This is a genomic window from Agrobacterium sp. 10MFCol1.1, from assembly GCF_000381165.1.
Taxonomy (GTDB): Bacteria; Pseudomonadota; Alphaproteobacteria; order Rhizobiales; family Rhizobiaceae; genus Agrobacterium; species Agrobacterium tumefaciens.
On sequence record NZ_KB906073.1, the window covers coordinates 657,668 to 669,614 of the forward strand.

General features: G+C 58.6%; 12 protein-coding genes. All 12 read right to left on the reverse strand.

Annotated elements, in window-relative coordinates; all coding sequences use genetic code 11:
- A complete protein-coding gene (locus tag F617_RS0107785) occupies positions 1 to 1,041 on the reverse strand; it encodes an LLM class flavin-dependent oxidoreductase (protein ID WP_019564953.1) in 1,041 nt (346 codons plus the stop codon).
- Positions 1,038 to 1,976 (reverse strand): flavin reductase family protein, encoded by a 939-nt coding sequence (locus F617_RS0107790; RefSeq protein ID WP_019564954.1) that lies wholly within the window; start codon positions 1,974 to 1,976, stop codon positions 1,038 to 1,040. Before F617_RS0107790 ends, F617_RS0107785 begins: the two co-directional genes overlap by 4 nt.
- Complete coding sequence (locus F617_RS0107795; RefSeq protein WP_019564955.1) at positions 1,973 to 2,818, reverse strand: alpha/beta fold hydrolase; 846 nt, start codon at positions 2,816 to 2,818, stop codon at positions 1,973 to 1,975. The genes F617_RS0107790 and F617_RS0107795 overlap by 4 nt, the downstream gene beginning before the upstream one ends.
- Positions 2,819 to 2,829: 11 nt before the next feature.
- Positions 2,830 to 3,432, reverse strand: coding sequence for an amino acid synthesis family protein (locus F617_RS0107800; protein ID WP_003511499.1), 603 nt, complete (start codon positions 3,430 to 3,432; stop codon positions 2,830 to 2,832).
- 118 nt (positions 3,433 to 3,550) lie between these two features.
- On the reverse strand, positions 3,551 to 4,729 hold the full coding sequence (locus F617_RS0107805; protein ID WP_019564956.1) for an iron-containing alcohol dehydrogenase: 1,179 nt from the start codon (positions 4,727 to 4,729) through the stop codon (positions 3,551 to 3,553).
- A gap of 97 nt (positions 4,730 to 4,826) precedes the next feature.
- Positions 4,827 to 5,558 carry an amino acid ABC transporter ATP-binding protein gene (locus F617_RS0107810; RefSeq protein WP_025595347.1) on the reverse strand — a complete coding sequence of 244 codons (732 nt, stop codon included), beginning with the start codon at positions 5,556 to 5,558 and terminating at the stop codon, positions 4,827 to 4,829.
- 29 nt (positions 5,559 to 5,587) lie between these two features.
- A complete protein-coding gene (locus F617_RS0107815) occupies positions 5,588 to 6,277 on the reverse strand; it encodes an amino acid ABC transporter permease (protein WP_003511502.1) in 690 nt (229 codons plus the stop codon).
- Positions 6,278 to 6,353: 76 nt separating this feature from the next.
- A complete protein-coding gene (locus tag F617_RS0107820) occupies positions 6,354 to 7,214 on the reverse strand; it encodes a transporter substrate-binding domain-containing protein (protein WP_019564957.1) in 861 nt (286 codons plus the stop codon).
- A 183-nt stretch (positions 7,215 to 7,397) separates the two neighbouring features.
- Positions 7,398 to 8,093 carry a GntR family transcriptional regulator gene (locus tag F617_RS0107825; protein ID WP_003511504.1) on the reverse strand — a complete coding sequence of 232 codons (696 nt, stop codon included), beginning with the start codon at positions 8,091 to 8,093 and terminating at the stop codon, positions 7,398 to 7,400.
- A 144-nt stretch (positions 8,094 to 8,237) separates the two neighbouring features.
- The gene (purU, locus tag F617_RS0107830) at positions 8,238 to 9,122 is read right to left on the reverse strand and encodes a formyltetrahydrofolate deformylase (RefSeq protein ID WP_003511505.1); all 885 of its coding nucleotides are present in this window, start codon (positions 9,120 to 9,122) and stop codon (positions 8,238 to 8,240) included.
- 90 nt (positions 9,123 to 9,212) lie between these two features.
- Positions 9,213 to 10,520, reverse strand: coding sequence for a type III glutamate--ammonia ligase (gene glnT, locus F617_RS0107835; RefSeq protein WP_003511506.1), 1,308 nt, complete (start codon positions 10,518 to 10,520; stop codon positions 9,213 to 9,215).
- An 83-nt stretch (positions 10,521 to 10,603) separates the two neighbouring features.
- Positions 10,604 to 11,932 carry an FMN-binding glutamate synthase family protein gene (locus tag F617_RS0107840; protein ID WP_003511507.1) on the reverse strand — a complete coding sequence of 443 codons (1,329 nt, stop codon included), beginning with the start codon at positions 11,930 to 11,932 and terminating at the stop codon, positions 10,604 to 10,606.
- Between the last annotated feature and the right edge of the window lie 15 nt (positions 11,933 to 11,947).

Consider the following 11,947-nt stretch of genomic DNA (forward strand, 5'->3'; position numbering starts at 1 on the left):
TTACTCCTTGAAAGCCGGCATGACATCGGAAAGGAAGCGTTCCAGCGAGGCCTTCTTGCGCTCGAAGCTCATGCCGGTATCGATCCAGAAGGAATATTCGTCATAGCCCATGGCCTCGTAGGCCTTAAGCCGGGTAATGACTTCATCGGCATCGCCGACAACGTTGTTCTTGCGCATGACATCACCGGAAAGCATGGCGTTTGCGGCAATCTCCTCCGGCGCAATACGCTCGATCAGCCCCTGATGAACGGGCTTTTCGTTTTTGAACCATGCAAAGAAGTAGTTGTAATAGACGCTCATCTCATGGGCCGCCTGGGCAATATCGGCTTCATCGGAACCGACATAGGTGTGGCGCAGCAGCATGATTTTCGGCCGCTGTTTATCCGGATTTTTCGCACAGGCATCGTTGAAGCGGCCCATCAGGGTTTCCACCTCGTCATCGCCTTGCCAGAGCGGCGTCACCTGAACATTGCAATCATTGGCGACAGCGAATTCATGCGAATTCGGATCACGCGCCGCCACCCAGATGGGCGGAAAAGGCTGCTGCAGCGGTTTGGGAGCCGATGTGGTGGCCGGGAACTTGAAGAATTCGCCGTCGTGGGTGTAGTCACCCGCCCAAACCCCTTTGACAGCCGGAATAAGCTCGCGCATCCGCTGGCCGGCGCCCCAGGCATCGAGGCCTGGAAGCAGCCGCTCATATTCGAACGAATAGGCGCCACGCGCGATGCCGATATCAAGACGGCCGTCACAGATCAGATCCGCCATCGCCGCTTCTCCGGCAAGCTTAATCGGGTGCCAGAAAGGCGCGATCACCGTTCCCGTACCCAGGCGTGCCGTCTTCGTACGCCGCGCCAGATCGGCGATCGTTACAAAGGGGTTGGGCGCTATGGTGAAATCCATGCCGTGATGTTCGCCGGTCCAGATGGCATGCATGCCACAACGATCGGCGATTTCGCAAAGCGTTACGAACTCCTCGTAGAGTGTCTTGTGGTCCTGGGAGGCGTCCAGCCGCTCCATGTGAACGAAGAGGGAGAATTTCATGGGTTTGGCCCCTTCATGGAGATGGGATGAACCTTGCCGGCAGTCTCGTTACCGACATAGACGCCGAAGTTGCCGATCGAGCTTTCCAGCACGAAACGATTGACGATATCCGCCGTAGCGCCGGAGTCGAATTTTGCCGAAGCCAGCGCGCCGGGCAACAGAAATCGGCCCTCGCGCGGCGCTTGATCGCCATCGGCAAGCGCGTGATAGACGACGTGTTGGCGCCCATCCGTCTTGTTCTCATAAACCGAGTAGAGAAATCCCGTTTTGACGGAGAGACCCGTCAGGTCTTCGAGACGTGATGTCAGCGCCGCGACCGGATCGCCGCTTGCCACGACACAGCCGGGAAGCGACAGCACGTCGTTGCCAACGAGGTAAATCTCGCCGCGCCGTTCCAGAACGGCGCCCACGACGATATCGCCCTCCGCCGCTGCCGATACCGCCTTTGCAGCCAGCATCGGCGTGAAATAGCCGCCGCGCGCATAACCGAGACCGTTCAGGCCGCTATTGTCGAAAGCCTCGATACGGCCGAGCAGAATGACATGATCGCCGGCCTCGATAACCTCCTGCATCGAACATTCGAACCAGGCCGCGACGTCTGCAAAGACCGGGGAGCCCTTCGGCGCATCCAACCAGCTGGCGGTGGCGAAACGGTCTTCGACCGGCCGGGCGAAGGTGTTGGAGAGGTCCTTCTGGCTTTCCGACAGAATATTGACCGCGAAGTTTTTGGTGCCCGTCATCGTCGCGAAATTGCGCGAGCTACGGGCAAGGCAGATCAGCAGCAACGGCGGATCGAGCGAAACCGAGGTGAAGGAGTTGGCGGTAAAACCGATGGGCTTTCCTGCATCGTCCCGGGTGGTCACGATCGTTACTCCCGTAACGAAAGCGCCGAATGCATCGCGCAAAGCGCGCGGATCAAGAGTTGCAACAGTCATTGCGGCTCCTCCTCTAAAGCCAGCCATTCGGCCATCATTGCATTGACAGTTTCAGGTGCGGTCAGATTGACCATATGCCGGTGCGCCTCAACGACGCGGGCGTAACCGCGCGGTGTGATCGCCGCCATCTGCTCGGCCATCAAAGGCGTCGAATTGGGATCGTCCGAACCCGTCAGGAAAAGAGCCGGGCAGATGACCGAGGGCCACCGATCCGCATAGGTCTCGTCGCCGCCCGCAAATGCGGTATAGGCAACCGCGTAACCTTCGGGATCGACCATTTCCAGCCAGCCCCGCGTCAACTCCCGCGCCTGCTGGCTCTTTGGATCGTCGCCGAACCAACGTAACAAAGGGCCTTCCTTGTCCACGCCGGTGGTCCGGATGGCAGCCGCGCGTGCAAGAACCGCAGCCTTCGCGGCCGGATCACGGCGGTAGACGCCGTTCAGATAACCGACGCGCGCAATTCGATCTCCAAAGGTTGCAGCGGCACCGCCGGAAATCAGCGCACCCATGGAATGCCCGGCCACATTGGCACGCGCGATCCGCATATCGTCAAGAAAGCGGCCGAACCAGCCGACAAAATCCTTGAGCGAGCTGCCCGCTGGCAGGCGTTCACTGCCGCCATGCCCCGGCATATCTACCGCGATGACACGGTGCGTCTTTGAAAAGATTTCGATCTGCGGCTTCCAGGCTTCCAGCCGCATTCCCACGCCGTGGATGAGGATCAGGTCTTCACCGGCGCCTGCCTCGAAATAGGCCGCCCCGCCCTCGGTCACCTTGCGAGGGAGCGCGGCAGCACCTGCCTTTGCAGCATTGACCCGTGACGTGGTGGCGGCCTCCTGCATTTGCATCACCCTCAAACGCCCGCCGGGTTGGCAACATCCTGACCGAGATCCTTCAGATCCTGATAGCGGTCGCCGATGCGGTGATGAGGCCTACCGCCGACTGAAGCACCGAGCGCCACGACGATCTCGTCGGCAGCCGGAGCATCGGGAACGGAGGTCTGGATAGTCAGGTAGTGCGAACGGCGGCCTTCATCGTTCTTGTCCATTAACGGGATCATGATCGGCGCATTGCCGGGACCACGCGTATTGCAGAAGGCCAGATAGGACTTGGCACCCACAGCCTGACGATAGTGATTGCCGAAACGCAGCGTGTGAATGAGCGCGGAGGCATGTTCGATCTCACCATCCAGCCCGACGACGGCCGCCTTGCCATAGGCCTCCACCGCTTCGCCGGAACCCACGGCATCAAGGATCATCTTCGTCAGCAGTTCGCCCAGCACCGGCGCCCCGGCGTGGATTTCCGGTTTGAGATCATCCACGAAGCCTTTTCCAGCCCAGGGATTTTTCACGACCGCGATGGCGGTGAACAGCTTCAAAGGTGTCGCTGCGGCCTTGCCTCCTTCAATCAACGTTGTTTCGACCTGCAACAGGGTCTTACGGATCTGGATGGGCATTGGCGTTCTCTCCGATAAATATGATGTCTTATGGTATGCCATAATATGTAAGTGTCAAGTGGCGGAAATCTGTCGCTTGAAGTTGTGAAAAACAACAATTCTTACAGGAGGTTATGGCTCACGGCCCTTCCATGCGGCCGTCAAAGGCAAGTTCGTAAAGGCGCGTCATTTCCGCTGCCGTCGGAACCCGTGGGTTATTTGCCGGTGTGCCGGAGGCGAGGCCTTGCCGCACCATTTCCGGCAAAAGATCGAGATAGCGGGTTTTGTCGATACCGAATTCCTGCGGGGTCGGCACCTTCAACCGCCTGTTCAGGCCGATGAAAGCCTCCACCATCTTTGCGCCTGCTATCTGGTCACTGTCCGTCGAACTCGCGCAACCAAGTGCGCGGGCGGCGGCGGCATATTGCGGTAGAGCGGAATTCAACGAAAATTGTGTGACCAACGGCAGCACCATCGCATTCGACATGCCGTGCGGAACATGGAAAAAGGCACCGACCGGCCGGCTGAGGCCGTGGATCAACGCTGTGGATGTGTTGGAAACGGCAAGACCCGCATGCGTCGCCCCGAGCATCATCGCTTCGCGTGCTTCCCAGTTTTGCGGGTCGTTCGCGACTTTTTCGAGATTTGCCCCGATCAGTTTCAGCGCGGACAGCGCCAACGCCTCGGAATGGGCATTACCGTTGCGGTTGACCAGCGCTTCCAGCGCATGGGTCAGCGCATCTATGCCGGTATCGACCGTGACGCGGTAAGGGCAGGTCAGCGTCAGCTCGTAATCGATGATGGCCGCAACGGGCAAAGCGGCAGTGCCGAGGATGAGCATTTTTTCGCTGGCAGCCGTATCCGTCACGACGGCGGCGCGTGTTACTTCCGATCCGGTTCCTGCGGTTGTGGGTATGGTAATTACCGGCATGACGGCAAAATCCACGATCCTTGGAACTTTCAGCGCCCGCAGCTCTTCGCCACTAGTTGCAACGATGGCACCTGCTTTCGCCGTATCCATGGCGCTACCGCCGCCGAGTGCGACGAGACCATCATGACCGCCCCCGGAAACGCGTTTCACCAGTGTGGCGATGGATATATCCGTTGGATCTTCCACGACATCCGCAAAAATGGCGGCATCGATACCCTCGCCGCCAAGCGCCTGCAAAAGCGCATCCGCATGGCCGAGTTTCTGCATGACTGGATCGCAGACGAGCAGAGGGCGCTTCACCCCCAGAGATTTCAGCAGTGACGGCAATCGGAAACGGCTGCCCCCGCCGATGAGCATTTCGCGAGGCATCAGGACACGGTTTATCATTGTGGTTCTCCGCCACTATCATTCTGCGTTGTTCGGAACGGCCTAAGGCACACGATCTGAAGCGGGATTTCGCCATCCCGCTCCGGTCACCGTGGCGTCAATGCGCCAGGATTTTCGACAGGAACGAGCGTGCGCGATCCGTCTTCGGATTGGTGAAGAAGCTGTCACCCTCGCCGATCTCGACGATCTCGCCGCCATCCATGAAGACGATGCGGTCCGCCACCTTGCGGGCAAACCCCATTTCATGCGTCACCACCATCATCGTCATGCCTTCCTGCGCAAGCGAGACCATGACGTCGAGCACCTCGTTGATCATTTCCGGATCAAGCGCCGATGTAGGCTCGTCAAAAAGCATGGCGACCGGATCCATCGCCAGCGCGCGGGCGATTGCGACGCGCTGCTGCTGACCGCCGGAAAGTTGACCGGGATATTTCTTCGCATGCGCGGTAAGCCCCACCCGCTCCAGAAGGGCGTTGGCTTTGACCAGCGCCTCCGCAGGGGAGCGGCCGAGAACCTTCTCCTGCCCGATGCACAGATTTTCGAGGATCGTCATATGCGGGAAGAGTTCGAAATGCTGGAACACCATGCCTACTTTGGAGCGCAGCTTAGGCATATCGGTCTTTGGGTTGGTCACCTCAACCCCGTTGACGGTGATGATGCCGTTGCCGATCGTCTCCAGCGCATTGACGCATTTGATCAGCGTCGACTTGCCCGAACCGGACGGCCCGCAGATCACGACGACTTCGCCCTTGGCTACATTCAGGCTGCAATTGGTCAGAACCTGAAAGGTCGGACCGTACCATTTGTTGACGGATTGAAGTTCGATCATGCTGGTTGCTTGAGACATCGGACTTCTCCCTAGTGTACATCAGCCGACATTGGGCCGTAGGCCTTGCCGAATCGTTTCTCGATACGGCGCTGGATGAGTTCCCAGGCGGTCGTCATGGCGAGGTAATAAAGGGCCGCAACCATGAAGAGCTCCAGAACGAGGAACTTTTCCTGGATAAGAACCTGCGTGCGGCGCAACAGCTCCTCCATGGAAATGATGGAGGCGATCGACGTTGTCTTCAGCACGCCATTGACGGAATTGCCAAGCGGCGGAATGATGATGCGGAAGGCCTGCGGCGCAACTATGTAGCGCATCACCTGCGCCTCGGTCATGCCGATGGCGCGCGCCGCATTGATCTGGCCTTTGGGAACCGCGGCAATACCTGCCCGGACGATTTCCGACAGATAAGCGGCCTCGCAGAGCGACAGGCCGATCAGGGTGGACTGCAGAACCGTCAGCTTGATGCCGAGTTGCGGCAGGCCGGTATAGATGATGATGAGCTGCACCAGCAGCGGCGTGCCACGAAATATCCAGGTGTAGAAATAGGCCGGTCCGGAGAGGAACCGGTATTTCGACATGCGCATCACCGCAATGACGAAGCCCAGCGCAAGACCCGCCGTCATGGCAAAAACCGTGAGGCCGAGCGTCACCATCGCCCCCTCGAAAAGATAATAATTCGTCAGATATTCGAAGAAACCTTCCCAGTTCCAACCCTTCACGTCTTTCTCCAATTCATGCGGGAATGGTCGCGGCGAGAACTCTCCCGCCGCGCTGACAGTTCAGATGGAGGAGATTTCAGCCTTCCGGACCAAGAACGGCGAGATCGCCGGGCGCGATGCTCACGCCATAACCACCCATCAGCTTTTCAAGCGAACCATCGGCCCTCATTTCCTTGAGAGCAGCAGAGACGGCACTGGCGACGTCCTTGCTTCCAAAGGAAAGCGAACCGGGCGTGGGGTACATGCCGGAAAGTGCATGCGTGAACTCGCCGCGATCCTGGTATTGCTTGGCGACAGGATCGATGGAGACAGCGGCCTGAACCTGACCTGCCCGCAGCGCCTGATAGACGGTCGCGTAATTGTCGAACAGGTTTATGGTCATCGGCGCAAGACCGCGTTTCTTGAAGTCCTCGTTCAATTCCTTGATCTTGCGCTCGGCATAGCCACCGATATCGGTGCTGACAGCCTTGCCGGCCAGATCGTCCACCTTGGTGATGGGCTCGGATGCACCGACGGCCGTTGAAATGCTGATGGCGAGACTCTCATAGGGGATCATGAACAGGATCTTGCGCCGCTCCGCCGTCACGAACAGACCGGCATTGATCATATCCCAGCGACCGCCCTGCAGGCCCGGCACCATGGTGGCATATTCCGTGCTGATATATTCGGGCTTCAGGCAGAGGCGCTTGGCGATTTCATAACCCAACTCGATACGAAGGCCTTTGAGCACGCCCTGTTGGTCGGCATAGGCCATGGGCGGCAATGTCGGGCTGGTCGCCATCACGAGATGGCCGGGCTTGATGAGGTGATCGTTGGATATTTTCGGCGTGCAGTCCTGTGCAACGGCCGCACCGGCAAGAAGACTGATGACAAAGCCCGCCAGAGAGGTTTTGGCGCGCACGGCTATGCATTTCCGGGAAATCGGATTCCAGTTCATATTAAGCTCCGCTCTTTATATTATTTATTATGGCATACCATCACACCAAACGGATTGCCCTGTCAATAAGCGGTCATTTGTTTTTCTAAATTATTGTAAAACAACCATAAAATCAAAAAACCAAGAGCTTGCGGCCGCCAGCTGGGCAACCGCAAGACAAGCAGAACGGAGCGCCAAAAACCGTCAGTCAGCCGTTTTTTGCGCGGTGAGAACGGCTTCGGCGATAGCGCATGCGCTGGTGACGTGATCGAGAGCGGCTTTGTAAGCGGCGTCCCCGTCACCTTTCCGGATCGCATCGACGATCTTTTTCATCTGCGCCGGACCTTCGGTATCGCGGCTTTTCGTCTTGATCGTCATGGAGCGAAGATGGTTGATCCGCACCGTCAGCAAATTGACGACGCCCCAGGCGACATGCCGGTCGATCTTGCTGAACAGCGTATGATAAAAAGACGAGGTATGCGCGAGAACACCGGGCATATCCTTGGCAACGTAACTTTCGCGAATATGCTCGAGTGAAGCCTCAAGCGCCTCGACAATGGCAGGATCGCGACGCTCCGCACAAAGGCGAGCCGCCATTCCCTCCAGCGCACCGCGGATTTCGTAAATCTGCTTGGCCTCGGCGAGATCGAGCAGCGCAACCATCGGCCCCTTGTTCGGCAAATTCGCCACCAGCCCCTCGGACTCCAGATGCCGCAGAACTTCGCGCACGATGGTGCGGGAAACGCCCAGCTGGGCGCAGAGATCGCGCTCTACAAGGCGGTCTCCCGGACGGAAGTAACCGTTCACGATGGCGTCGCGCACCTTGTCGAGCGCAAGCTCCCTCAGCGTCTTGGTCGGACGCTCAACGCGAATGGCAGTTCCCTGCAAAGCACCGGTCATGGTATCACCTCGTTTGGCACATCCCGCTTCCGCCCACCGGGCGTGAAAACAGGTTCTGGCTCTTTATATTATGGCGTACCAACTTATTTAGCCGCGCAGCATGTTTATGGCAACAGCGCGCGACCAGCTTGTCGCAATGCCGCGTCACCCCATCCGTTCCGATGCATAGCTGCCCGGGCTTGGCGGGAAGACCACGGTGCGGTTACCGTTGATGAAAGTACGGTGGTGGATATGGGCGTGGATGGCGCGTGCCAGAACCTGCGCCTCGACATCCCGGCCGAGCGAAACATAATCCTCCGCGCTCTGGGCATGGGTAATACGCACAATATCCTGCTCGATAATCGGACCTTCGTCGAGATCGGCGGTGACATAGTGGGCCGTCGCACCGATCAGCTTCACGCCGCGCTGATAGGCCTGCTTGTAAGGGTTGGCGCCCTTGAAGGACGGCAGGAAAGAATGATGGATGTTGATGATCTTCCCCGACATCGTCTCGCACATCCGGTCGGAAAGCACCTGCATATAACGCGCAAGCACGATCAGTTCGGTTCCGGTGCTTTCGGCAATATCCATGATCCGGGCTTCAGCCTGTGGCTTGTTTTCCTTCGTCACCGGAATGTGGTGGAAGGGAATATCGTGATTGACCACCACTTTCTGGTAATCGAAATGGTTGGAGACGACGCCGACAATATCGATCGGCAAGGCACCGATGCGCCAACGGTAAAGCAGATCGTTCAGACAATGGCCGAAGCGCGAGACCATCAGCAGGACCTTCATCCGCTCGGACTGGTCATGAAGCGCCACTTCCATGCCGAATTTCTGCGAGATCGGCATCAGTCCAGCCATCAAGTCGTCACGCTTTGCTCCCTCTTCGGAAATGAAGCCCACGCGCATGAAGAAACGGCCAGTGCCGAGATCATCAAACTGCGAACTATCGACGATGTTGCAGCCTTTTTCAGCGAGAAAGCCTGAAAGGGCAGCGACGATGCCTCGGGTGGACTTGCAGGTTACGGTCAGGACGAAGTTCGTCATCCGGCACTCTCTCTGTCATCAATATTGGAAAAACCCCGCGCTGTCTGATGAGCGCGGGGAAAGCCGCGAGGGCGGCGGGGAAACCCGAACTCAAACGTCGAGCGTTGTCTGGTGCTCCCAGGCAGTGAATTGCGCGCAATAAGCGTTCCACTCGCCCTGCTTGAGCTTGAGATAGGCCTTTGAGAACTCCATGCCCAATGCCTGCTGCAGTTCCTCGTCCTTCTCGTATTCGCGCAGCGCATCGAGAAGATTGAGCGGCAGTTTAGGCGCATTCGTCACGGTATGACCTTCGCGATACATGTCTATATCGTGATGCGGACCGGGATCGGCCTGTGAGCGGACACCCGAGAGACCGGCCGCAATGATGATGGCCTGGAGCAGATAGGGGTTCACGGCTCCATCCGGCAGACGCAGTTCGAAACGCCCCGGCCCTGGCACGCGAACCATGTGGGTGCGGTTGTTCCCGGTCCAGGTCACCGTGTTCGGCGCCCAGGTCGCGCCCGAGATGGTCCGCGGCGCGTTGATGCGCTTGTAGGAATTAACCGTCGGATTGGTGACGGCCGCAAGAGCGGAGGCATGTTTCATGATGCCGCCCAGAAACGTCTTGCCCTTTGCGGAGAGCCCGAAAGGCATTGCCTTGTCGGCAAAAGCGTTGACCTTGCCGTCCAGATCCCAGACCGAAATATGAGCGTGGCAGCCGTTGCCGGTCAGCCCCTTAAAAGGCTTCGGCATGAATGTCGCGCGCAGCCCGTGCTTTTCGGCAACCGACTTGACCATGAACTTGAAGAAGGAATGTTTATCCGCCGTCTGGAGCGCATCGTCATATTCCCAGTTCATCTCGAACTGGCCGTTCGCGTCCTCATGGTCGTTCTGGTAGGGTTTCCAGCCCAACTCCAACATGTAGTCGCATATTTCCGCGATCACATCGTAACGACGCATCACTGCCTGCTGGTCGTAGCAGGGCTTTTCCGCCGTGTCGTACTCATCGGAGATTTTCGCGCCGTCCGGCGAAATGAGGAAAAATTCCGGTTCCACGCCGGTTTTGACCCGCAGCCCTTGCCCGGCCGCTTCCGCGATGAGCTTTTTCAAAACGACGCGCGGCGCCTGTTCCACAGGCTGGTCTTCCATGACGCAATCGGCAGCAACCCATGCCACATCCTTTTTCCAGGGAAGCTGGATGACCGAGGAGGCGTCCGGCACTGCGAAGAGATCGGGATGGGCGGGCGTCAGATCGAACCATGTGGCGAAACCGGCAAATCCGGCGCCGCCCTTCTGCATATCGGCAATCGCTTCTGCAGGAACCAGCTTGGCGCGCTGGCCACCGAAGAGATCGGTATAACTAATCATGAAATATTTGATGCCTTTTTCGGCAGCAAACTTGGAGAGGTCCAGTGTCACGTCATTCCCCTTTTTTTGAATATCAGACACTTCATCGAAAAAGACGGCCACATCCTCCCAAATGCGCCCGTCCATTGTGTTTTTTAAAAGCTGCCTTTACCCGGGAACCAGTTTGTTCCCGCCAGCGGAACCTGCGCCATTGCCGCAGCCTCCATGGTCAGAGCCACCAGATCTTCCGGCTCCAGATTGTGGAGATGGTTTTTGCCGCAGGCGCGTGCGATGGTCTGGGCTTCGAGCGTCATGACCTTTAGATAGTTGGCGAGGCGGCGACCGGCGGCGATTGGATCAAGACGTGCGGCAAGTTCCGGGTCCTGCGTGGTGATGCCTGCGGGGTCTTTGCCCTCGTGCCAGTCATCATAAGCGCCGGCCGTGGTGCCTAGCTTCTGGTATTCGTCTTCCCATTTCGGGTCGTTATCGCCCAGCGCCACCAGCGCCGCCGTTCCGATGGCAACCGCATCGGCACCAAGCGCCAGAGCCTTGGCGACATCCGCACCCGAGCGAATGCCACCGGACACGACCAATTGCACCTTGCGATGCATGCCGAGATCCTGAAGCGCCTGTACTGCGGGGCGAATACAGGCAAGCGTGGGCATGCCGACATTTTCGATGAAGACGTCCTGCGTGGCCGCCGTGCCGCCCTGCATGCCATCAAGCACCACCACATCGGCACCGGCCTTCACTGCAAGTGCGGTGTCGTAATAGGGGCGCGCACCACCAACCTTGATGTAGATCGGTTTTTCCCAATCGGTGATTTCGCGCAGTTCAAGGATCTTGATTTCCAGATCGTCCGGGCCGGTCCAGTCAGGATGACGGCAGGCGGAACGTTGGTCGATGCCCTTCGGCAAATTGCGCATATTGGCGACGCGATCGGAAATCTTCTGGCCAAGCAGCATGCCGCCGCCGCCCGGTTTCGCGCCTTGGCCGACGACCACCTCGATGGCGTCCGCACGGCGCAAATCCTTGGGGTTCATGCCATAACGCGACGGCAGATACTGATAGACCAGCGTCTGGCTGTGGCCGCGTTCCTCATCCGTCATGCCGCCATCGCCCGTCGTGGTGGACGTGCCGGCAATGGTCGCGCCACGGCCGAGCGCTTCCTTGGCGTTGCCGGAAAGCGCGCCGAAGCTCATGCCGGCAATGGTGATCGGCGTTTTCAGCGTGATCGGCTTCTTGGCAAAGCGCGTGCCGAGGGTGACGGTCGTATCGCACTTCTCGCGATAACCTTCGAGCGGATAACGCGAGATGGACGCGCCGAGAAACAGCAGGTCGTCGAAATGCGGCACCTTCCGCTTCGTGCCTGCGCCGCGAATATCATAGATGCCGGTCGCAGCCGCGCGGCGGATTTCAGCCAGCGTGTGATCATCGAAAGTCGCGGACTTGCGCGGTGGGGTGAAGGGGTTGTGATAGCTCATCGGAAAATCCCTCGC